Annotated in this window: 18 protein-coding genes; 8 read left to right on the top strand and 10 right to left on the bottom strand. The window is 62.9% G+C overall.

From position 1 onward, the window contains the following. The first annotated feature begins 35 nt into the window (after positions 1–35). From cysT to HBO09_RS04725, 3 genes are read left to right on the top strand one after another with little or no spacing between them, the layout of a single operon-like run. Complete coding sequence (gene cysT / locus HBO09_RS04735) at positions 36–854, top strand: sulfate ABC transporter permease subunit CysT (protein WP_169991717.1); 819 nt, start codon at positions 36–38, stop codon at positions 852–854. Between the two features lie 13 nt (positions 855–867). Further along, positions 868–1,740 carry a sulfate ABC transporter permease subunit CysW gene (gene cysW, locus HBO09_RS04730; protein WP_029299486.1) on the top strand — a complete coding sequence of 291 codons (873 nt, stop codon included), beginning with the start codon at positions 868–870 and terminating at the stop codon, positions 1,738–1,740. A 3-nt stretch (positions 1,741–1,743) separates the two neighbouring features. Next, a complete protein-coding gene (locus tag HBO09_RS04725; RefSeq protein WP_169991719.1) occupies positions 1,744–2,724 on the top strand; it encodes a sulfate ABC transporter ATP-binding protein in 981 nt (326 codons plus the stop codon). Between the two features lie 126 nt (positions 2,725–2,850). On the opposite strand, the gene HBO09_RS04720 is transcribed toward HBO09_RS04725, so the two are convergent. Further along, positions 2,851–3,375, bottom strand: coding sequence for an Mpo1-like protein (locus HBO09_RS04720; protein ID WP_169991721.1), 525 nt, complete (start codon positions 3,373–3,375; stop codon positions 2,851–2,853). Between the two features lie 83 nt (positions 3,376–3,458). On the opposite strand from HBO09_RS04720, the gene HBO09_RS04715 reads away from it, so the two are divergent. After that, a complete protein-coding gene (locus tag HBO09_RS04715) occupies positions 3,459–4,145 on the top strand; it encodes a Crp/Fnr family transcriptional regulator (RefSeq protein ID WP_169991723.1) in 687 nt (228 codons plus the stop codon). A 128-nt stretch (positions 4,146–4,273) separates the two neighbouring features. On the opposite strand, the gene HBO09_RS04710 is transcribed toward HBO09_RS04715, so the two are convergent. The 3 genes from HBO09_RS04710 to HBO09_RS04700 are packed head-to-tail and all read right to left on the bottom strand — an operon-like array spanning position 4,274 to position 8,310. Further along, positions 4,274–5,884 (bottom strand): arylsulfatase, encoded by a 1,611-nt coding sequence (locus HBO09_RS04710; protein WP_169991725.1) that lies wholly within the window; start codon positions 5,882–5,884, stop codon positions 4,274–4,276. 15 nt (positions 5,885–5,899) lie between these two features. Beyond that, positions 5,900–6,715, bottom strand: a complete 816-nt coding sequence (locus HBO09_RS04705; RefSeq protein WP_169991727.1) for an ABC transporter ATP-binding protein — start codon at positions 6,713–6,715, stop codon at positions 5,900–5,902. Further along, a complete protein-coding gene (locus HBO09_RS04700; protein ID WP_169991729.1) occupies positions 6,712–8,310 on the bottom strand; it encodes an ABC transporter permease subunit in 1,599 nt (532 codons plus the stop codon). The genes HBO09_RS04705 and HBO09_RS04700 overlap by 4 nt, the downstream gene beginning before the upstream one ends. Before the next feature lie 287 nt (positions 8,311–8,597). Between HBO09_RS04700 and HBO09_RS04695 the strand changes: the two genes are divergently transcribed. Then, a complete protein-coding gene (locus HBO09_RS04695; RefSeq protein WP_169991731.1) occupies positions 8,598–9,599 on the top strand; it encodes an ABC transporter substrate-binding protein in 1,002 nt (333 codons plus the stop codon). A gap of 234 nt (positions 9,600–9,833) precedes the next feature. Here the strand turns inward: HBO09_RS04695 and HBO09_RS04690 are convergent, their stop codons facing one another. After that, positions 9,834–10,754, bottom strand: coding sequence for a LysR family transcriptional regulator (locus HBO09_RS04690; RefSeq protein WP_169991733.1), 921 nt, complete (start codon positions 10,752–10,754; stop codon positions 9,834–9,836). 181 nt (positions 10,755–10,935) lie between these two features. Here HBO09_RS04690 and HBO09_RS04685 point away from each other — a divergent pair, with 181 nt between their 5' ends. Beyond that, on the top strand, positions 10,936–11,841 hold the full coding sequence (locus HBO09_RS04685; protein ID WP_169991735.1) for a TauD/TfdA family dioxygenase: 906 nt from the start codon (positions 10,936–10,938) through the stop codon (positions 11,839–11,841). 137 nt (positions 11,842–11,978) lie between these two features. On the opposite strand, the gene HBO09_RS04680 is transcribed toward HBO09_RS04685, so the two are convergent. Both HBO09_RS04680 and HBO09_RS04675 read right to left on the bottom strand, forming a co-directional pair. Further along, entirely contained in the window at positions 11,979–13,583 is a 1,605-nt protein-coding gene (locus HBO09_RS04680) for an alkaline phosphatase family protein (protein WP_169991737.1), read from the bottom strand. A gap of 222 nt (positions 13,584–13,805) precedes the next feature. Next, positions 13,806–14,750, bottom strand: coding sequence for a LysR family transcriptional regulator (locus HBO09_RS04675; RefSeq protein ID WP_169991739.1), 945 nt, complete (start codon positions 14,748–14,750; stop codon positions 13,806–13,808). A 155-nt stretch (positions 14,751–14,905) separates the two neighbouring features. Between HBO09_RS04675 and HBO09_RS04665 the strand changes: the two genes are divergently transcribed. Continuing rightward, on the top strand, positions 14,906–17,254 hold the full coding sequence (locus HBO09_RS04665) for a TonB-dependent receptor (RefSeq protein WP_169991741.1): 2,349 nt from the start codon (positions 14,906–14,908) through the stop codon (positions 17,252–17,254). A 760-nt stretch (positions 17,255–18,014) separates the two neighbouring features. Here the strand turns inward: HBO09_RS04665 and HBO09_RS04660 are convergent. The 3 genes from HBO09_RS04660 to HBO09_RS04650 are packed head-to-tail and all read right to left on the bottom strand — an operon-like array spanning position 18,015 to position 20,267. Continuing rightward, positions 18,015–19,202: a CynX/NimT family MFS transporter gene (locus HBO09_RS04660; protein WP_169991742.1), complete on the bottom strand. Its 1,188-nt coding sequence runs from the start codon at positions 19,200–19,202 to the stop codon at positions 18,015–18,017. Further along, positions 19,189–19,656 (bottom strand): nucleoside deaminase, encoded by a 468-nt coding sequence (locus tag HBO09_RS04655; protein WP_169991744.1) that lies wholly within the window; start codon positions 19,654–19,656, stop codon positions 19,189–19,191. Before HBO09_RS04655 ends, HBO09_RS04660 begins: the two co-directional genes overlap by 14 nt. Then, on the bottom strand, positions 19,653–20,267 hold the full coding sequence (locus HBO09_RS04650; RefSeq protein ID WP_262381179.1) for an ankyrin repeat domain-containing protein: 615 nt from the start codon (positions 20,265–20,267) through the stop codon (positions 19,653–19,655). The genes HBO09_RS04655 and HBO09_RS04650 overlap by 4 nt, the downstream gene beginning before the upstream one ends. A gap of 154 nt (positions 20,268–20,421) precedes the next feature. Between HBO09_RS04650 and HBO09_RS04645 the strand changes: the two genes are divergently transcribed. Further along, positions 20,422–21,273: a LysR substrate-binding domain-containing protein gene (locus HBO09_RS04645; RefSeq protein ID WP_169991748.1), complete on the top strand. Its 852-nt coding sequence runs from the start codon at positions 20,422–20,424 to the stop codon at positions 21,271–21,273. The last annotated feature ends 86 nt before the right edge of the window (positions 21,274–21,359 follow it).

Here is a 21,359-nt window from a genome sequence, read left to right as displayed (position 1 = left end):
CCACAAGGGTATCTAACTGTTAACCAAGGACTTTTATGTCGCGTCGTATCTCCCCCGTCATACCCGGCTTCGGGCTGACGCTGGGCTACACCTTGGTGTACCTCAGCCTGATTGTGCTCATACCGCTGGCGGCCATGTTCGTCCACGCCGCTCAACTCACCTGGGATCAGTTCTGGGCCATCATCTCGGCGCCGCGCGTGTGGGCGGCGTTGAAGTTGAGCTTCAGCACGGCCCTGTACGCCGCGCTGATCAATGGCGTGATCGGTACGCTACTGGCCTGGGTGCTGGTGCGCTACACCTTCCCCGGGCGCAAGATTATCGACGCGATGATCGACCTGCCGTTCGCCCTGCCCACCGCCGTGGCCGGTATTGCGCTGACCGCGCTGTACGCGCCGTCTGGCCTGGTTGGGCAGTTCGCCACCGACATGGGCTTCAAGATCGCCTACACCCCGCTGGGTATCACCCTGGCCCTGACCTTCGTCACCTTGCCCTTCGTGGTACGTACCGTGCAGCCGGTCTTGGCCGATATCCCCCGGGAAATCGAAGAAGCCGCGGCCTGCCTGGGTGCCAAGCCCTGGCAGGTGTTCCGCTACATCCTCGTGCCGGCGCTGCTGCCGGCCTGGCTGACCGGGTTTGCCCTGGCGTTTGCCCGAGGTGTGGGCGAGTACGGTTCGGTGATTTTCATCGCCGGCAACATGCCGATGAAAACCGAAATCCTGCCGTTGCTGATCATGGTCAAGCTCGACCAATACGACTACACCGGCGCTACCTCCATCGGCGTGCTGATGCTGGTGGTTTCCTTTGTCCTGCTGCTGCTGATCAACTTGTTGCAGCGGCGCATCGAACGTCCATAAGGAGGCGCGGAACATGTCCCAATCGTCTATTTCCGCCGCGTCTTCGGCCAACGCAGCCCGTCGTGGCAGTGCGGTGTCGCGACGTATCCTGATCGGCCTCGGCTGGCTGATCTTCGCCCTGTTTTTGTTGTTGCCGCTGTTTATCGTGGTGTCCCAGGGCCTCAAGCTTGGCCTCGGCGCGTTCTTCGCCGCGATCTTCGAGCCGGACGCACTGTCGGCCTTGAAGCTGACGGTGATTGCGGTGCTGATCTCGGTACCGCTGAACCTGGTATTCGGCGTCAGTGCGGCCTGGTGCGTGAGCAAGTACTCGTTCCGTGGCAAGAGCATGCTGGTGACGCTGATCGACCTGCCGTTCTCGGTCTCGCCGGTGATTGCCGGTCTGGTCTACGTGTTGATGTTCGGTGCCCAGGGGTTCTTCGGGCCCTGGCTGCAGGATCACGATATCCAGATCGTCTTCGCCTTGCCGGGCATCGTGCTGGCGACGATCTTCGTCACCGTGCCCTTCGTGGCCCGTGAGCTGATCCCGCTGATGCAGGAGCAGGGCACCCAGGAAGAAGAAGCGGCGCGCCTGCTGGGCGCCAATGGCTGGCAGATGTTCTGGCATGTGACTGTGCCGAACATCAAGTGGGGCCTGATCTACGGCGTGGTGCTGTGTACCGCGCGGGCGATGGGTGAGTTCGGCGCGGTGTCGGTGGTGTCCGGCCACATTCGCGGAGTGACCAACACCTTGCCGCTGCACGTCGAGATTCTCTACAACGAATACAACCACGTTGCCGCGTTTGCGGTGGCGAGTCTGTTGCTGATCCTGGCGCTCTTCATCCTGCTGCTCAAGCAGTGGAGCGAGAACCGAATTAACCGCCTGCGCGCCGGTGCGGCTGAGGAATAAGTCATGTCGATCGAAGTCCGTAACGTCAGCAAGAACTTCAATGCCTTCAAGGCCCTGGACAGCATCAACCTGGATATCCAGAGTGGCGAGCTGGTGGCGTTGCTTGGCCCATCCGGCTGCGGCAAGACCACCTTGCTGCGCATCATTGCCGGCCTGGAAACCCCGGACGCCGGCAGCATCGTGTTCCACGGCGAAGACGTGTCCGGCCACGATGTGCGTGATCGCAACGTCGGTTTTGTGTTCCAGCACTACGCGCTGTTCCGCCACATGACCGTATTCGACAACGTCGCATTCGGCCTGCGCATGAAACCCAAGAACCAGCGCCCGAACGAAACCCAGATCGCGGCCAAGGTCCACGAGCTGCTGAACATGGTGCAACTGGACTGGTTGTCGGATCGCTACCCGGAACAACTCTCCGGCGGCCAGCGCCAGCGTATTGCCCTGGCCCGCGCCCTGGCGGTGGAGCCCAAGGTGCTGCTGCTCGACGAGCCGTTCGGCGCCCTGGATGCCAAGGTGCGCAAGGAGCTGCGTCGTTGGTTGGCGCGGCTGCACGAGGACATCAACCTGACCTCGGTATTCGTGACCCACGACCAGGAAGAAGCCATGGAAGTCGCCGACCGGATCGTGGTGATGAACAAGGGCGTGATCGAGCAGATCGGCTCACCGGGTGACGTCTACGAAAACCCGGCCAGCGATTTCGTCTACCACTTCCTGGGCGACTCCAACCGCCTGCACCTGGGCGAAGACCAGCACGTGCTGTTCCGCCCGCACGAGGTGTCGTTGTCACGCCATGAACTGGAAGACTACCACGCCGCGCAAGTGCGCGACATCCGCCCCCTGGGCGCCACCACGCGCATCACACTGAAGGTCGAAGGCCAGAGCGAACTGATCGAAGCCGAAGTGGTGAAGGATCACGACAGCCTGACCGGGCTGGCGCGGGGCGCGACGTTGTTCTTCAAGCCCAAGGTTTGGCAAAAGGCTTAAAAAGATTGCAAAAAACCTGTGGGAGCGGGCTTGCTCGCGAAAGCGCAGGGTCAGTCACTGGATGTACCGACTGAATCACTGCTTTCGCGAGCAAGCCCGCTCCCACATTTGGATTACCGGTGCTTCTCAGATCGTGGCGTTCTTGTGACGCACGACCACCGGCCCCGAGCGCTCCTCAATCTGCCGCTTGAGCTCATGCCGCAACCCCACCAGAAACGCCAACTCCGCCACCACAAATAACGGCCCGACGATCAACCCGGACACGTCATCGACAAAGGCCGGTTTGCGTCCTTCGTAGTAATGGCCGACAAACTGGATCACCCAGCCCACCACAAACAGGCCGATGCCGCTGCTGAGCCACACCAGCGTGCTTTGCGCCGCCAGTACATGCCCGGCCCATACCGACAGGCCCATCAGCACGCTCATCAACACCCCAAGCGCCAGTTCCAGGCGCAGGTAGAACCCCGCAGAAAACAACGCCAGCAGCACCGCCGGCGACAGCCACAGGCCGGCCACCGTCCATTCGGGGCGTGACAGCAGCACGGCGACAGCCACGACGATCATGGGGATGCCGATAAAGTGGCTGGCGATGTTGCGTGGGTCGCGGTGGTAGGCGGCGTATTGGCTCAGATGGTCGACGAGGCTTTTCATTGTTATTCCTCCTGTAGGATGCTTGATCATGCCCTGTAGGACTGCGACAAACTGTCAACTGGGCGACAATCTTTGGAGTTCTCATGGACGCAGAGTTTTGGCATGGGCGGCTGTCCAGCGGCCACTGGTACCGTCATCTGCCCGCTCCCTTGCAGCATAGTCTGCTGGCCCATGCCCGCGTGCGGCAGCTGACGGCGGGGCAGGTGCTGTTCAAGCGCGGTGATCCGCCGTGTGGCTTGTATGCGGTGCTCGATGGCAGCCTGCGTATCAGCGCGGTGAATGAGCAGGGCAAGGAGGCGTTGTTGAGCCTGGCGCAGGCGCCTTTCTGGTTCGGTGAAATCGCCGTGTTCGACGGCCTGCCACGCACCCACGACGCGTGTGCGGTCGGGCCTTGTACGCTGTTGCAGGTACCGCAGTCGGCGATGCTGCAACTGTTTGCGCAAAACCCGGCCTATTGGCGGGACATGGCCTTGCTGATGAGCCAGAAGTTGCGGCTGACCTTTATCAATATCGAGCAGTTGAGCCTGGCCCCCGCGTCAGTGCGGGTGGCCCATCGGCTGTGGATGATCGCCGAGGGTTATGGCGAGATCGATGGCTCGCGGCGCGTGGTGCAACTGGCCCAGGAGGATTTGGCGGCGATGCTGGGGGTGTCGCGCCAGACGACCAATGTGCTGCTCAAGGAGCTGCAAGAGCAGGGGGTTGTGCGGTTGGGGTATGGGGAGATTGAGATACTTGATGTTGGGCGGTTGCGGGAGATGGCGCAGGGGTAGGCGGTGTCTGTTAGGGCCCCTTCGCGAGCAAGCCCGCTCCCACATTCGATCGCATTCCAAAGAATGTACTCGGTCGAATGTGGGAGCGGGCTTGCTCGCGAAGGGGCCCTACCAGGCACTACAAAACCTCAGTCCGGCTGAAACGGCGAAGCACTGAGCACCACCCCCGTCTCCTCCACATACTGTTGCCAGTGCCCAATCAAGGTCGCCAGTTTCTCCGGCTGGCTCAACGCCAGGTCATGGATCTCCCCGGGATCCTGCCCCAGGTCATACAACTGCCAGGTCGCCGGCCCCACGGGGCCGGGAATGTACACCGCCTTCCATTGCCCCTGGCGAATCGCCCGGCGCCCGAACAGCTCCCAGCCGGTGACGGTGTGTTCGTCGTGCACCTGCGCGGTTTCCCCAGACAAAAAGCCCAGCCACGACTTGCCCCGCAGCGGCGCAATCGGCTTGCCACGCCACTGTTTGCCGGGGTGGCGCACGCCGGCCAGGTCGAGAATGGTCGGGGTGATGTCCATCACCGTGCCAAAGCCATGGCTGATCCGCCCCTTGAGTGCCAACTGCGGGTAATGCACCAGCGCCGGCACGCGGATCCCGCCTTCGGTGGTGAAGGCCTTGAACAGGCGTGACGGCGCCGTCGCTACCTGGGCCCACGACGGCCCATACCAGACATAGGAGTTGGCGCGGCCGATATTGCCCAGGCTGTTGTCGTAGTGCTGGTTGAGGTAGGTCAGAAGCTCGGGGCCGAACTTGGGGAAGGCTTCCAGCAGCGCGCCCTCGGCACCGTTGTCGGACATGAACAGGATAAAGGTATTGTCCAGTTGCCCCTGCTGGCGCAAGTACTCCACTACCCGGCCAATGTTCCAGTCCATGCGCTCGACCATCGCCGCATACACTTCCATGGCCCGCGCCGAGACCTGGCGCTGCGCATCGCTCAACGCCGCCCATTGGGTGTTCAGCTCGATCAGCGGATGGGGCTCGACGTCGGCATCGATCAGCCCCAGGGCCTTGAGTTTTTCCAGGCGCTCCAGACGCAGCACCTCGGGGCCGGCGTCGTAGCGGCCACGGTATTTGTCGACGATTTCTACCGGCGCCTGCAACGGCCAGTGCGGGGCGGAAAACGGCAGGTAGGCGAAAAATGGCCGGGCCTGGTCGCGTTCCTTGAGGTACTGCAGCAGCTTGTCGCCGAAGGCATCGGAGGAATAGAAACCTTCGGGCAATTGCTCGACGAAGGTGTCGTCCTCGATGTACAGCGCCGGGGTGGATTTGAGCAGCCCGGGCGTGCTGGCGTCGTAGGGCGGCTCGAAACCATAGTGGTTGGCCGCCCCCGGCAACAGCGAGAACGAGCGCTCGAAACCACGGGCGTGGGGCGCCAGTTCAGCCGTCAGCCCCAGGTGCCATTTGCCGCTCATCAAGGTCTGGTAACCGGCCTCGCGCAGCAGTTCGGGCAGGGCCACCACTTTGTCGTTGAGGTAGCCTTCATAGCCCGGCTTGCCGATCAGCTCCGGGGTCAGTGCCTCGGCCATGGTGCCGATCCCGGCGATATGGTGATCGGTGCCGGTGAGCAGCATCGAACGGGTCGGCGAGCAGGTGGGCGCAGTGTGAAAGTCGGTCAGGCGCAGGCCGTTGAGCGCCAGGGCGTCCAGGTGCGGCGTGGAGATTTCCCCACCAAAGGCTCCGAGGTCGGAGAAGCCCATGTCATCGGCCAGGATCACTAGAAAGTTGGGACGTTGCGGCATCAAGACACTCCTCAATCAGCAGGCAATAAAGGCCAGGGGCAGGTCACGGATCTGTTCACGCAGCGGCGGCTGGTAGTGGTCATCGCTGATCAGTTCGTGCAGCAGTTCTTCACGCAGTTGGTGGAAGTCAAAGCTGCTGCGTTGGCGCGGATGGGGCAGCGCGATATCCACCACCTGCTTGATCCGCCCGGGCCGGGGCTCCATCACCACCACACGGTCGGCGAGGAAAATCGCCTCTTCTACATCGTGGGTCACCAGCACGGTGGTGATCTTCGCGCGGGCCCGGATCGCCAGCAGCTCATCCTGCATCTGCTGGCGAGTCAGGGCGTCGAGGGCGCCGAAGGGCTCGTCCAGCAGCAGGATGCGCGGGCTGGCCACCAGGCCACGGGCGATCGCCACCCGTTGCGCCATGCCGCCAGACAATTGGTGCGGGTAGGCGCGGGTGAAATCGGTGAGGCCGACCAGCTCGATAAAATCGCTGATGCGCTGTTGGCGCTCGGCCTCGCTCAACGACTCGTTGACCAGGCCCAGGCCGATGTTTTGAGCGACCGTCAGCCATGGGAACAGACGGTGTTCCTGGAACACGATGCCGCGTTCGCCGCCGATGCCTTCCACGGCCTTGCCATCGACGCGGATCTCGCCGCGAAACTGCGTATCCAGACCGATCAGCAGGCGCAGCAACGTGGATTTGCCGCAGCCGCTGGAACCGACAATCGCGACGAACTCGCCTTCGGCAATATCCAGGTTGAATTCGCGGATGGCCTCCAGCTCGAAGCCATCGACGTCGAAGGTCTTGCCCACATGGTTGAAGCTGACAATAGGTGCAGTCATGCGTGTCTCCAGCGCGTGGCGCGGGTTTCGATGCGTTGGCCGATAAGGTTGAGTGCCGCGCCGGTGAGACCGACCAGCAGCATGCCGCTCATGATCAGGTCCATGCGCAGCAACTGCTGGGCGCCGATCATCAGGCTGCCGATGCCGCCATTGGACGGCATGAAATATTCGGCGCCGATGGTGCCCAGCCAGGCGTAGATCAGGCTCAGGCGCAGCCCGGCGAAAATCCCCGCCGCCGCCCCTGGCAACACCAGGCGACGCAGGCGCAAGGCCAGGCTCAGGCGCAGCACCTGGGCGGCTTCATTGAGCTGCGGCGAGAGGTTCAGCACGCTGCGTTGGGTGGCGATAAACAGCGGGAAAAACGCCGCCAGGGCGATAAACACCGACTTGGCCAACTCCCCCAGGCCGAACCAGGCGGTGAGCAGCGGCACCCAGGCAAAGATCGCGATCTGGCGCAGGGCCGCCAGGGTTGGCCCCAATACCCGCTCACTGCGGCGCGACAGGCCCAACAGCAGGCCAAGGGCAAAACCCAGCCCGCCGCCGAGGAGCAAACCGCTCAAGGTGCGTCCCAGGCTTTTGCCCAGGGCACTGAGCAGGCTGCCATCGAATACGCCGCTGGCGGTGGTGTACAGCACGGTCCAAGGGCTGACCAGGATATTGGGATCGACCCAGTCCAGGGCCGTCGCCGACTGCCATAGCGTCAACAGGCTCAGGGGCAGCAACCAGGGTTGCAGGCGTTGCCAGCCTTGGTAGCGCGGGCCACGGCGGATCTGCGCGGTAGCCGGATGGGGCCAATGCACCCACTGGCGATCCAGCCAGCCGATGGCGCGATCCATCGCCACGCCCAGCACCCCGATCACCACGATGCACACAAAGACGATATCGAGCATGAACAACTGCCGCGCCCAGACCATCAGGTAGCCGATGCCTTCGCTGGAGGCCAGCAACTCCACGGCCAGCAGCGAAGTCCAACCGGCGGCCAAGGCCAGGCGTACCCCGGCCATGAACGCGGGCAGTGCCGCGGGCAGGATCAGCCGGCGGATCAACAGATGAGTGGGCAAGCGCAGCACCCGTGCAGCCTCGCGCAAACCGGGCTGGGCATCGCGCACGCCGACCAGGGTGTGCAGGGTCACGGGCACCACAATCGCCTTGACCAGCACCACCAGCTTGAGGGTTTCGCCAATCCCGAAAAACACCATGAACAGCGGGATCCACGCCAGGGTCGGGACTTGCGACAGGGCGCTGAAGGTCGGGAACACCAGGCGTTCGGCACGGGCACTGAAACCCAGCAGCGCCCCCAACAGCGCCCCGGCGCCGACCCCCGCCAACAGCCCCCAGAACAGCCGTTGCAGGCTGATCGCCAAGTGGGCCCACAACTCGCCGCCAGCCAGTTCCACGGCACTGCTCCAGACCAGCGCGGGCGCTGGCAGGATCTGCTCGCTCATCCAATGCTGACGGCTGGCCAGCCACCACAGGGCAAACAGCGTGAGTGGCAGCAGCCATGGCAGCAGACGTTCACTCAGGTTCGGCCAATGGGCCCGCTCGCCCTTCGGCGTAGCGGCCAGCGGCAGGCTCAGCAGTGAGATTCGGGCCATGGAAGACCTCCGTGGTCGGTAAGTGCTTTATGTGATTTTGATCTTATAAATAAACAATCAAGATTATTTAGGGATAAGAAAAACCATTTAAAGCCTCTGCCCGACACGCATCCAATGCATTTGGAGAATATTTTCCATGCTGTTGATGCATAACCCTCTGGAACCGCCATCTGCGGCTGCATAGTCCAAAAAGCTATTAAATTGTGAATTTATAGTATTTAAAGTTTTGACCGCGTTGTGCGTACTTTCTGCTCCCCAGGCCACCGTCGCCCACAGGAGCACACCTCATGAAACTGCCCTTCAAACGCTTGATCACCCTGGTCGCCGGCACTGCACTCGCCGGGTTGGTGCATGCCGCCGACCTCAAGGAAATCCGTATTGCCGTGCCCGACCTGAGTGCCGGCACCCAGAACAGTGGCGGCGGCGTGACGGACGTCCTGAGGAGCCAGCAGATCTTTGAAAAAGCCTTCGCCGACCAGGGCATCAAGATCCAGTGGAATTACTTCAAGGGCGCCGGCCCCGTGATCAATGAAGCCTTCGCCAACGGCCAGGTGGACCTGGCTTACCTGGGCGATCTGGCGGCGATCATCGGCCGCTCCAATGGCCTCGACACCCGGTTGCTGAGCGCCACCGCGCGCGGGGTGAAACAGTACCTGGGCGTGGTGCCGGGCTCGGGGATCAAGACTTTGCAGGACCTGAAGGGCAAGCGCGTGGCGGTGTTTCGCGGCACGGCTACCCAACTGTCCCTCAACGGCGCCCTGGCCAGCCAGGGCTTGAGTGAAAAGGACCTGAAAATCATCAACCTGGACTTCAACGCCGCCGTGGCCGCCCTGGCCGCCAAGCAGATCGATGCGACCTGGGGCGGGTCGACCCTGAGTTCACTGCAGGCCAAGGGCCTGGCCGAAATCCCCCTGACCACCAAGGACCTGGGCGGCGCAGGCAGCGTGCAGGCGGTGCTGGTGGGCAGCGGCAAGTTTGTCGACGCCCATCCCGAGGTGGTAGCCAAGCTGCTCAAGGCCCAGCAGCAGGCGGTGCAGTGGTTGACCGATGACGACAACAAGCAGGCGTATATCGAGCTGGTGTCGGGGCTGGCGAGTTATCCGCCGGTGATTTTGACCAATGATTTGAAGGACCAGAAACTCAGTGAGGTTTTCCCGTCGACGTTGGATCCGGTGTTCCTGGGCAAGCTGCAGGATGCGGTGGATCTGGCGTCGAAGGAGCGGCTGATTCGCAAGCCGTTCCAGGTCAGTGATTGGGTGGTGCCGGGGTTGGTGGCGGCGGGGATCTGAAATCTACAGTGCACAAATTTGCCGCAGCGCATAAACCCGTGCAGAGAGGGCTGTTGTGGCGAGCGGGCTTGCCCCGCGCTGGGCTGCGAAGCAGCCCTAAACCCGGCCATCGCGGTTTATCTGAAGAAACGCGGCGGGCTTATTGGGGCTGCTTCGCAGCCCAGCGCGGGGCAAGCCCGCTCGCCACAGGGGGGGGCGTCATTGTCTGAAAGTTGTGTAGATACCGATGGGCCCCTAGACCGCCACATCCACCTCCTGCCGATCCACCGCCACCAACATCTCGATCATCGCCTTGGCCGCCGGCGACAAGCGCGAGCCGGTGCGGCTGACTATCCCGCAGCGCGCACTCATGGTCTCCATGTTCTGCGGCAGGTTGCGCCAGTGCAGCAGCACCAGCGCGCCGCGGGCGAGGTCCTCGGCAAAGGCTTCCTCGGTGCCCACGCCAATGGCGTTGGACTGCAACACGATTTTTACCAGCGCCGCAAAGTGCTCGGTCTGGATGCTCGGTGAAAAGTCCATGCGCCCGCTGAGGTTTGCCAGCAGTTTGCGAATGCCCTGGGAGATCAGCGGCGACGCCAGCGGGTAGTCGAACATGTCGTTGGTCGAGAGGCTGTCCTTGGCCAACAGCGGGTGCCCCGGCCGGCAGAAAAATACCCCACGCTTGGGCGTCAGCGCCTGGGTCTGGAAGTTCGGGTCGGCTTCGAACTGGCGGATGTCGGCGATAAAGAATTCGATCTCTTCCCGGCTCAGGCTGCGGCTCAGGGTTTCCCAGTTATCTACCTGGAACCGCGTGCGGATTTTCGGGTGCGCATTGACGAAGCGCGCCACCGCGTCCGGCACCAGTTTTACGGCGGGCGCCGGGCCGCAACCGAAGCGCAGTTCGCCGGCGTCGAGCTTGGTCATGCGCGTTACTTCACTGCTCAGCAGCGCGGCGCCATGCACCAGGCTCAGGGCATGTTGCAACACCACCTGGCCCTCCGGCGTGGGGCGCAGATCCTTGTGGCCACGGTCTACCAGCACGCAGCCGAACTCCTGTTCCAGGCCCTGGATGCTGCGGCTGAACGCCGGCTGGGTGATGCCCATGGCGTCGGCCGCGCGAACAAAACTGCGGTGTTCGTTGAGGGCGATGAAGTAGCGCAGTTGGCGAAGATCCATATGCTTTCCCGGCATTTTAAAAATAGGTCGAAGGCATTTGCGACCAGGGGAGCTGAGGTTTTAAATGCAAGCTCTTATTCCGTCAACGAAGCATGCGTTCATTTGCTAGATCTAAATTGCATATGAATAGAGCGTTGGCGCAGCGTCACCCCACCGTAAGCAGACACATGAGGGTCACCCAATGAGCAATGCCGCACTCGCTGTTCAACCCGTCGCCCTGGCGCTGGATATTCACCCGGTCGCTGGGCGTATCGGCGCCGAGATCCGGGGCATCAAACTGTCCGGCGACCTCGACGCCGCCACCATCGAAGCCATCCAGCAAGCGCTGGTGCAGTACAAGGTGATCTTCTTTCGCGAGCAGGCGCACCTCGATGACCAGAGCCAGGAAGCGTTCGCCCATTTGCTCGGCGAGCCGATTGCCCACCCCACGGTACCGGTGCGCGATGGCACGCGTTTTTTGATGGAGCTGGACGGCGGGCGTGGTCAGCGCGCCAACTCCTGGCACACCGACGTGACCTTCGTCGATGCGTACCCCAAGGCTTCGATCCTGCGTTCGGTGCTGGCGCCGGCATCGGGTGGCGACACGGTCTGGGCCAACACCGCCAGCGCCTACAACGACTTGACCGCCGAAGTGCGCGCCCTGGCCGACACCCTGTGGGCGGTGCACAGCAACGAATACGACTACGCCGCACGCAAGCCGGATGTGGCGCCGGAAAAGCTTGAGGAATACCGCAAGATCTTCACCTCGACGGTGTACGAGACCGAGCATCCGGTGGTGCGTGTGCACCCGGTCAGTGGTGAGAAGACCTTGCTGCTGGGGCATTTCGTCAAACGCCTGAAGGGCTACTCGCAGGCTGATTCCGCACACCTGTTCAACCTGCTGCAAAGCCACGTCACCCGCCTGGAAAACACCGTGCGCTGGCGCTGGAGCACTGGCGATGTGGCGATCTGGGACAACCGCGCCACCCAGCACTACGCGGTGGATGACTACGGCACTCAGGAGCGCATCGTGCGCCGCGTGACCCTCAAGGGTGACGTGCCGGTGAGCGTGCAGGGGCAGAGGAGTGTGACGACCAAAGGCGCGTAACCCACCGCAGATCAAATGTGGGAGCGGGCTTGCTCGCGAAAGCGGCGGATCAGCCAACACAGTTGTTAACTGACATACCGCTTTCGCGAGCAAGCCCGCTCCCACACTAGCCCGCGTCCCACAGGGGATTTGGGTGTTTACCAAACCCCGATCTGCACCACCTTTTCCGCCTCTGGCTCACCATAGCGAAACCGTTGGCCACGCAGATCAATCTCGGCGTGGCTGATGGTGGTGCGCCGCTTCAAACCCCGCAGCCATTCGAACAGATAACCCTGATGCACTTCGCGCACCTGGGCATACGCCGGATCAGCGCCCAAATCGTGCAACTCCTGGGGGTCGTTTTCCAGGTCGAACAACTGCGCGCGGAAGCCGTCATAGGCCAGGTATTTCCAGCGTTCGCTGCGCACCATGGTCATGCGGCAGCGGTCGATCGGCTGCGCCAGGCGCTCGCGGGCCGGGGCCTGGAACGCGTAGTCGTATTCGGCGATGGCGTAGCGGCGCCAGTCCGTTTGTATGCCGTGCAGCAGCGGGATCAGCGAACGGCCTTCCAGACGGTGCTCGGCGCTTGGCAAGCCCAGGGCCTCAAGGAAGGTGGGCAGGGCGTCGATGGTTTCCACCAGGCGTGCGTCCACCGTGCCACGGCTGATATCGGCGGCGCTACGCGGGTCGCGGACAATCAGCGGCACACCGACTGCAGGTTCCAGCAAAAACTCTTTTTCGCCCAGTTGGTGGTCGCCGAGGAAGTCGCCATGGTCGCTGGTGAACACAATCAGCGTGTCATCCCAGCGACCTGTGCTTTGCAGCACATCGAACAGCCGGCCGAGGTGGTCGTCCACCTGCTTGATCAGGCCCATATAGGTGGGAATCACCCGGAGCCGCACCTCATCACGGGAAAAGTTCAGGCTCTCCTGGTGTTGGCGGAAAGCCTGGTACACCGGGTGATCGCTGGCTTGCCCAGGCTTGGCGCGAATCGGTGCCTGCACCTGATCGACGCCATACAGCGCGTGATACGGCGCGGGCGCGATATACGGCCAGTGCGGCTTGATATACGACAGGTGCAGGCACCAGGGTTGCTCGCCTTGTTCGTGGATAAAGTCGATGGCGCGGTCGGTGGTGTAGACCGTTTCCGAGTGCGCTTCGTCCACCCGCGCCGGTAAGTGGGCGTTGCGCATGTGCCAACCGCTCAGCACCTCCCCGGCATCGCCGGCGGCGGCATTGGCCCATTCATGCCAAGGGTTGGTGCTGGCATAACCTTGCGCGCGCAGGTAATGGGTGTAGGGCGCGGACTCGAGTTTATCGGCGAACAGTGGGCTGTCGGGGAAGATGCCGTCATGGCGAAAATACGCTTCGAAACCGACCTCATTGAGGGGCTGCGCCTGCGCGCTGTCGGGGTCGATGTCCAGGCGTTGCAGGGCATCGAGATTGGGCGTGGCGTGGGTCTTGCCCACCAGCGCGGTGCGGATGCCATGGGGGCGCAGATAGTCGCCGATGGTCAGCTCTTCGAGGGGCAGCGGCACCGCGTTCCAGGCCACCTGATGGCTGCTGACATAGCGCCCGGTATAGGCCGACATGCGCGACGGCCCGCAGATCGTACCCTGGGTGTAGGCGCGGCTGAAACGCACACCGGCAGCGGCCAGGCGATCGATATTGGGGGTGTGCAGATGGGCGTGGCCGTAGCAGGAAAGGTAATCGCGACGCAGTTGGTCGCACATGATGTAGAGCACGTTGCGTACGTGGGGCATGGGGGTTTACCGAGCGAGGAACAGGGGGTGTTTTTCGCTGGTGAGGCGGGGTTGAGGCAAGTGCATTTGGGGAATGGATTTTATGCAGTAGGTGCATGGTCAAGCGATCGCAGGTAAGCCATAGGTATCTACGAACCTCCCTGTGGCGAGCGGGCTTGCCACGGGGGAGTTCGTCAGTTTCTGAAAGTTGTGTAGATATACCCATGCTGCGATAGCGGTGGCTCAGACCGCAAAATTCTCCAGCGAACATACCTCGTCATCCTGCTCGTCCACCTGCTTGATCTGCTCGATCATCGCCTCGGCCAACGGTGACAGCCGATACCCGGCGCGGCTGACGATGCCATAGCGGGTGTAGCGCTCCTCCAGGTCCTCGGCCAACCCCTCGATCGTCAAGCGCACAAGCTCGCCCCGGGTCAGGTGCAGTGCATCGCTGTTGGCGCTGACGATACCGATGGCGTCGGAGCGCAGCACCACCCCCAGCAGGCTGTAGCCGTTCTCGCATTCGACATTGGGCGTGTAGTCGGGCCGGCCGCTGAGGTCGACGATGACCTTGCGCAGGTTTGGGGGGCGGATAGTCACGGCCAGGGGATAACTCATCAACTCGGCAGCGCTGACAGTTTCGCGCTGGGCCAGCGGGTGTCCGCTGCGGCAGCAGAAGTGCCATTTGCGCGGGCGCAGGCGGTGGGTCTGGTAGTCGGGGTTGGCTTCGAAGTGGCGGGTGTCGGCGACGAAGAACTCGAACTCTTCACTGAGCAGGCGCTTGCCCAGGCTTTGCCAATCATCCACTTGGAACTGCACACGAGCCTTGGGGTAGCGCCCGATAAAACTGCCGATGGCACGCGGGATCAACCCGGCTGCCGGGGCCGGGCCGCAACCGAAGCGCAGCTCGCCGGCCTCCAGGCCATTGAACTGGCTGATCTCGTTGGCCAACTGCTGCGCGCCGCTGACCAGGCGCCGCGCATGTTCCAGCAGCACTTGGCCTTGTTTGGTCGGGGCCAGGTCCTTGCGCCCGCGATCCACCAGTTGGCAACCGGCACTGTGTTCCAGGGCCTGGATGCTGCGGCTGAAGGCCGATTGCGAGAGGTTCACCGTGGTCGCGGCCGCGACAAAACTGCGCTGTTCGGCGAGGGCGATGAAGTGACGGAGCTGGCGCAGGTCGATATGCATTTTTCACATTAAAAATATCGGGGAAATGCATTGGCTATGCATTAGGTCGACTCCTTATAAAGGCTATCTCTTATGCAGTAAATGTTTGTAAAAACATAAATAAATAACTTTATGGAATATGTGGCAATGCATATTCCGCACGACCGGAGCCGCTTATGAGTGTGTCGAAGCCCGCTGTACCGTCCTCCCTCTGGCGGCTCAAACGCCTGCCCCTGGCGCTGTTGCTGGCGGGCAGTGCCGGCTGGACGCCGAGCCAGGCCGCCGAAACCCCCGCCCCGGTGCCCAAGGGCGAGAGCGCCAGTGGGCAACTGGAGACGGTCACCGTGACCGCTCGCCGGCGCACCGAAAGCGCCCAGGAAGTGCCCACGCCCATGAGCGTGATCGGCGGCCAGGCCTTGGAGAGCCAGCGGGTCTATCGGATCCAGGACTTGCAGCAACTGGTGCCCAGCGTCAACGTCGCCTACATGCATGCGCGCCAGTCCAGCGTGTCGATTCGCGGGCTGGGCAATAACCCGGCCAGCGATGGCCTGGAAGGCAGTGTCGGGCTGTATATCGACAACGTGTACCTCGGGCGCCCGGGCATGGCGGTATTCGACCTGATGGATATCGAGCAGCTTGAAGTCTTGCGCGGCCCGCAAGGCACGCTGTTCGGCAAGAACACCACGGCCGGGGTGATCAATATCAGCACCCGCGCGCCGAGTTTTACCCCGGAGCGCAGCATCGAGACGTCGGTGGGCGAAGACGGTTATTTCCAGACCAAGGGCACGATTTCCGGGCCGCTCAACGATGAACTGGCCGGGCGCTTTTCGGCCTATCGCACCCGCAGCGATGGCGATATCAAAAACGAATACAACGGCCACGACCTCAACGGCGGTTCACGCCAGGGCTTTCGTGGACAACTGCTGTACAAGCCCAACGAGGCCTTCAACCTGCGCTGGATCGGCGACTACAACGAAGAGGCTTCCAGCGCCGGCACCCGCGTGCTGTACAGCACCGGGCCGACCATCAATGGCACCAACCTCTACCAGTCGCGGGCGGATGCGGCCGGGGCAACCCTGGTCAACGGCTCCCACCGCAAGGTCAACCTGGACAACGACCAGCGCGTCACGGTGTTCCAGGGCGGTACCTCGCTGGAAGCCAATTGGACTCTGCCCAGCGACTTCACCCTGACCTCGGTCAGCGCCTATCGCTGGTGGAATTTCACCCCACGCAACGACGACGGCCTCAACGTGCCGGCGTCCTACAACGCAGGGGTGTCGGTGGAAGATAAGCAGTGGTCCCAAGAGTTTCGCCTGGCGTCGCCTAAGGGTGGGTTCTTCGACTATGTGGTGGGCGCCTACTACTTCGGCTCCGACCTGGACAACAAATCCTTCGCCTATTACGGGCCCCAGGCCGATATCTGGAACGGCACGCCAGCGGGGGCCTTGAGCAATGTCAGCAGTGTCGGCAACGGGCATATCCGCACCAACAGTTTTGCCCTGTTCGCCCAAGGCACCTGGCACCTGACCGAACGCCTGGACTTCACCGCCGGCCTGCGCGGCACCTATGAAGAAAAAAGCGCCTGGGTCAGCCGCAACGCGCCGCTGGGTGGCGCAACGGTGACGGGCGCGGCGGCGACGGCCCGCCGTGGGCGCGCCGGAGCCTACGATTCCGGCGATCTGAACCAGTACAGCACCAGCCCTTCTGGTCTGCTCAACCTCAGCTACCGTTTCAGCGATGACTTGCTCGGCTATGCAACCTTGTCCCATGGCGAGAAATCCGGCGGGGTCAACCTGGCGGTAGGCTCTGCCCCCACCGCTGGCGCGGACTCGCTGCTGATCGGCACCGAGCGCGCCAACAACGCTGAGCTGGGCTTTAAGAGCACGCTATGGGACCGTCGCCTGCAACTCAACGCCAACCTATTCTGGACCCAGGTCAATGGCTACCAGACCAACGCCTACGACTACGGCAACCGCGTGCAATACCTGACCAACGCCGGTTCCGTGCGCTCCCGTGGCGTGGAATTGGAAAGCACCCTGGTGCCGATTCGCGGCCTGACCCTGAACCTCAACGGCTCGTTCAACGATGTGCGCTACCTGTCGTACAAAGATGCGCCATGCCCACCGGAAGTCAGCCTGCGCCCTGGTGCACCGGCCTCGTGCGATCTTAGCGGGCATCAGGTGGTGGGCGCCTCGAAGTGGATTGCCAACGCCAACGGCGAATACAAATGGAACCTGGATAACGGCTTCGAACCCTACGTAACCGCCAGCTATGCCTATCGCTCGAAGGCGGTGGGCACGGTTGAGGATTCGGACTATGGGCAGATTCCCGGTTATGGCTTGGTCAACCTGTCCACCGGCCTGCGCGGCGACTTCCAGCAGGGCCAGTGGGACGTGTCGTTATGGCTGAAAAACGCCTTCGACAAAACCTACTACACCACCCTGTGGACAGGCGGCAACGGTGGCTATGAAGGTCTGCTCGGCACCCCGCGCACCCTGGGCGTGACCGGCCGCTACGACTTCTAACCCCCCATCACCTGTAGGAGCGAGCTTGCTCGCGAAGAACGCCCAGACGACGCGGTTAACCTGGCTCTGCGCGTCATCGTTAACGTTTTTCGCGAGCAAGCTCGCTCCTACAAAAATCAGCGAGCCGCTTTTTGTGTGGTGACGGTCGCTACGACTTCTAGCCCCCCATCACCTGTAGGAGCGAGCTTGCTCGCGAAGAACGCCCAGACGACACGGTTAACCTGGCTCTGCGCGTTATCGTTGGCGTTTTTCGCGAGCAAGCTCGCTCCTACAAAAATCAGCAAGCCGCTTTTTGTGTGGTGACGGTCGCTACGACTTCTAGCCCCCCATCACCTGTAGGAGCGAGCTTGCTCGCGAAGAACGCCCAGACGACACGGTTAACCTGGCTCTGCGCGTTATCGTTAACGTTTTTCGCGAGCAAGCTCGCTCCTACAAAAATCAGCGAGCCGCTTTTTGTGTGGTGACGGTCGCTACGACTTCTAGCCACCCATCACCTGTAGGAGCGAGCTTGCTCGCGAAGAACGCCCAGACGACGCGGTTAACCTGGCTCTGCGCGTCATCGTTAACGTTTTTCGCGAGCAAGCTCGCTCCTACAAAGATCAGCGAGCCGCTTTTTGTGTGGTGACGGTCGCTACGACTTCTAGCCCCCCATCACCTGTAGGAGCGAGCTTGCTCGCGAAGACCGCCCAGACGACACGGTTAACCTGGCTCTGCGCGTTATCGTTAACGTTTTTCGCGAGCAAGCTCGCTCCTACAAAAATCAGCAAGCCGCTTTCTGGGTGGGGACGGCGGCGTTGCGGTAGGTGGCCGGGCTGAATACCCGGGTCACCACCAGCATCGCGACCACCGTCACGGTCAGTACCACCCAGGCGCTGACAAAACTGCCGGTGAGTTCGCGCAACCAGCCGGTCATCCAGGGCGACACGGCATTGATCAAGAAGCCCACGCCCTGCACGAAGGCCGCCAGTTGCCCGGCTTCCCGTGGGTCGCGGCGGTGGTCCAGGGTCAGCAGCAGGCTCAGGGCAAAGCACGCCCCGAGGCCGAAGCCGATCAGCGCCACCCACAGGTGTGGGTATTGCAGCGGCGCCAACAGCAGGCCGAGGTAGCCCACTGTCTGGGCCAGCAGGCTGATGCTCAGCAAGGGCCGGCGGTCGATACCGCGTTGTGCCAGCGCCGGCATCAACAGTGCGGCAATCACCTGGAAGATCGTCATGAACGCCAGCAGCGAGCCGCTGGGCAGCACGCCCCAACCCAGTTGCTGGTAGTACGCTGGCAGCCACGCCACCATGCTCATATACCCGCAGTTCACCAGGCCGAAATACAGCGCCAGCAACCAGGCGCGCCGATTGCGCAAGCCCTGGAGCGGCGCCGTCACCTGCAGGTTTTTCGCCGCGCCCAACGGCAGCCACACCCACAGCAGCAACGCGCCGAGCGCCGGCAGCAGCCAGATGCCAAGGCCGGCCTGCCAGTGCTGGAAATGGCTGGCCACCAGCGGGCTGAGCAACGCCGCCAAACCACCGCCACCCATCAACGAGGCTGAATACACCCCCATCGCCAGGGGCACCCGTTGGTGGAACTGGCGCTTGATCATCGCCGGCACCAACGCCTGGATCAGCGCCACACCGGCCCCACCCAACAACGCCGTGGCCAGCAGTGCCGGTGCCTGGCCCAGCAGCCAGCGCGCCAGGCATGCAAGAAGGATCATCATCAAACCCAGGGCAATCCCGCGTCGCTCGCCCAACTGCGCCTCAACGCGGATGCCCACCAGCGCCACCAACCCCATGCACACCACCGGCAGGCTGGTGAGCAAGGCACTGCTCTGGAAACTCAGGCCGGTAGCCAGGCGGATTTCCCCGAGCAGCGGGCTGATGGAGCTGAGGATCGGCCGCAGGTTAAGGCCCAGCACCACCAGCAGGCCCCAGCCGGCGAGGGATTTATTCAGGGTCATGCAGGGTCTTCCATTGACGGTAAAGGGCGTGCATGGCCGGCACCGGCAGGTGCTCGACGGGTAGTTGCTGGGCGCTCAGCGGCAGGCTCATCTGCTGGTAAACCGCAGCAGTCGACAGCCCGAACGGCGCGGCCATTTCATTGCTCGCGGCAAACACTACGCGGGCCACGCCACACAAGTACATCGCACCCAGGCACATCGGGCACGGCTGGCCGCTGGCGTAGATCACACAGCCTTCCAGGCGTGGGCCGAGCTGTTGACTGGCGCGGCGGATGGCGAGCATTTCGGCATGGGCGGTCGGGTCCTGGTCGAGGTGGATCTGGTTGACCGCTTCCACCAGCACAGCACCGTCCTTGACCAGCACGGCGCCAAACGGTCGCCCGCCCCGGGCCACGTTGTCCTGCGCCAGGGCGACGGCGCGTTGCAGCCAGGCTTGATCGTGCTGTGGGCTCATTGGGCACCTGCTTCTTGCAGCAGTTTGGCGATGGCGACCTGGCCGTGCTTTTGCGCCTGTTGCAGGGGGCTGATGCCGTCGCGATCGGGCAGGTTCACATCGGCGCCGGCGGCGATCAGCATGGCGACGATTTGCTGGTGCGGTGGCCCGCCATCCGAGAGCACGATGGCTTCCATGAGCCCGGTCCAGCCCAGGCGGTTGACGTGGTTGACGTCGACACCAGCATCGATCAGCAGGCGCACTGTTTGCACGTGCCCGCGCTCGCACGCCGGGATCAGGGCGGTGCCGCCGTAGCGATTGGTGCTCTTGAGGTCGGCGCCATGGGCCAGGGTCATGGCCAGGATTTGATTGTGGCCGCTAGCGCCGGCCAGCAGGTAAGGGCTGTCTTGCATCAGGTTCTTGCGGTTCACATCGGCCCCGGCCTCGATCAGGGCGCGGGCGATATCGACGCGATTGGCCTGGGTGGCCAGCAACAGCGGCGTGCTGCCATCGATGGCGCGGGTATCCAGATCGGCACCCTTGGCCAGCAGTTGCTCGACCTGCGCCAATTGCCCGGCACGCACGGCGTCGAGCAAACCTTTATCGGCGGCCATGCTGTTACTTGCCACCATCAACCCCAATGCCAGGACGGCGGTTTTGAAAGGAGTAGGCCAAGCCATGGGGACCTCGTTTCAGTGCAATGAACGGGAAGTATGGCCATCGCCTGAGGTATTCTGAAATTAAATATAACCATGCCAACCAGTGGCAAACGCGATGGTGGTGTTCATGTTCGATCCCGTGCTGTTGCGCAGTTTTATCGCCGTCGTCGACTGCGCCAATTTCACCCGCGCCGCCGAACGCCTGCACCTCACCCAATCCACGGTCAGCCAGCAATTACGCCGCCTGGAAGACAGTGTCGGCTGCCGCTTGCTTGACCGCGATCAGCGCCGGGTGGTGGCGACGGTCGAGGGTGAGCGCCTGCTGGCCTATGCGCGGCGCATCCTGGCGCTGAACGAAGAGGCCGCCGATGTGCTGATCAACCAGCAGAGCGACGGTGTGCTGCGCCTGGGCGTGCCCGAGGACTTCGCTGCCGAGCGCTTGATGCCGTTGCTTTCGGCGTTTGTCGTGGCTTATCCACGGGTGCGGCTGGAGGTCACCAGTGGCCTGGGTCCGGCGTTGCTGCGTCAGTATCGCGGCGGCGAATTCGATGTGTTGCTGGTCAAGCAGATGGGCGACAGTGATGACTGCCTGGCCTCCTGGCCGGAGCCGTTGTGCTGGGTCGACAGCCGCCGCATGCCGGCCCTGGGCCGCGACCCCTTGCCGTTGGTGGCGTTCCCGGTGGGCGGCCTGTACCGCAATGAAATGCTCCAGCACCTGGAGGTCGGCGGCTGGCGCTGGCGCATCGGCTATTCCAGCGCGAGCCTGGCCAGTGTGTGTTCGGCGGTGGCGGCGGGGTTGGGCATCAGCCTGTTGCCGGAGCGGGTGGTGCAGGCCGGGCATGTGGTGCTCGGCGCCGACAGCGGTTTGCCCGCAGTGCAGGGCGTGCGGCTGGCGCTGTATGGGCGCACTGGGATGGGAGCGGCGGGGCAGAGCCTGCAGCGTCAATTGTGGGATTTATGCGAGGCCAACCCGCGCTGAACCATGCCTTTGAGGAATATTTTGCATGCCGGCAAAGCATCATGATTTTGCCCCTCACCGCTAGGCCCCGTGGGACGTGGCTTTGG

Source organism: Pseudomonas sp. WS 5027, from assembly GCF_012985695.1.
In the GTDB taxonomy this organism is placed as follows: Bacteria; Pseudomonadota; Gammaproteobacteria; order Pseudomonadales; family Pseudomonadaceae; genus Aquipseudomonas; species Aquipseudomonas hygromyciniae.
The sequence above is the reverse complement of the archived record's forward strand: the minus strand, read 5'-3'. Positions and strand labels throughout refer to the sequence as shown.

Excerpts from the sequence above, each read along its gene's own strand:
- HBO09_RS04690 (WP_169991733.1), bottom strand. The coding sequence starts at position 10,754 with ATGGATCTTCGCCAACTGCGCTACTTCATCGCCCTCAACGAACACCGC.
- HBO09_RS04720 (WP_169991721.1), bottom strand. The coding sequence starts at position 3,375 with ATGAAAAGCCTCGTCGACCATCTGAGCCAATACGCCGCCTACCACCGC.
- cysT (WP_169991717.1), top strand. The coding sequence starts at position 36 with ATGTCGCGTCGTATCTCCCCCGTCATACCCGGCTTCGGGCTGACGCTG.
- HBO09_RS04680 (WP_169991737.1), bottom strand. The coding sequence starts at position 13,583 with ATGCCCCACGTACGCAACGTGCTCTACATCATGTGCGACCAACTGCGT.
- cysW (WP_029299486.1), top strand. The coding sequence starts at position 868 with ATGTCCCAATCGTCTATTTCCGCCGCGTCTTCGGCCAACGCAGCCCGT.
- HBO09_RS04650 (WP_262381179.1), bottom strand. The coding sequence starts at position 20,267 with ATGGTGGCAAGTAACAGCATGGCCGCCGATAAAGGTTTGCTCGACGCC.
- HBO09_RS04685 (WP_169991735.1), top strand. The coding sequence starts at position 10,936 with ATGAGCAATGCCGCACTCGCTGTTCAACCCGTCGCCCTGGCGCTGGAT.
- HBO09_RS04700 (WP_169991729.1), bottom strand. The coding sequence starts at position 8,310 with ATGGCCCGAATCTCACTGCTGAGCCTGCCGCTGGCCGCTACGCCGAAG.
- HBO09_RS04660 (WP_169991742.1), bottom strand. The coding sequence starts at position 19,202 with ATGACCCTGAATAAATCCCTCGCCGGCTGGGGCCTGCTGGTGGTGCTG.
- HBO09_RS04655 (WP_169991744.1), bottom strand. The coding sequence starts at position 19,656 with ATGAGCCCACAGCACGATCAAGCCTGGCTGCAACGCGCCGTCGCCCTG.
- HBO09_RS04665 (WP_169991741.1), top strand. The coding sequence starts at position 14,906 with ATGAGTGTGTCGAAGCCCGCTGTACCGTCCTCCCTCTGGCGGCTCAAA.
- HBO09_RS04705 (WP_169991727.1), bottom strand. The coding sequence starts at position 6,715 with ATGACTGCACCTATTGTCAGCTTCAACCATGTGGGCAAGACCTTCGAC.
- HBO09_RS04675 (WP_169991739.1), bottom strand. The coding sequence starts at position 14,750 with ATGCATATCGACCTGCGCCAGCTCCGTCACTTCATCGCCCTCGCCGAA.
- HBO09_RS04695 (WP_169991731.1), top strand. The coding sequence starts at position 8,598 with ATGAAACTGCCCTTCAAACGCTTGATCACCCTGGTCGCCGGCACTGCA.
- HBO09_RS04645 (WP_169991748.1), top strand. The coding sequence starts at position 20,422 with ATGTTCGATCCCGTGCTGTTGCGCAGTTTTATCGCCGTCGTCGACTGC.
- HBO09_RS04710 (WP_169991725.1), bottom strand. The coding sequence starts at position 5,884 with ATGCCGCAACGTCCCAACTTTCTAGTGATCCTGGCCGATGACATGGGC.
- HBO09_RS04725 (WP_169991719.1), top strand. The coding sequence starts at position 1,744 with ATGTCGATCGAAGTCCGTAACGTCAGCAAGAACTTCAATGCCTTCAAG.
- HBO09_RS04715 (WP_169991723.1), top strand. The coding sequence starts at position 3,459 with ATGGACGCAGAGTTTTGGCATGGGCGGCTGTCCAGCGGCCACTGGTAC.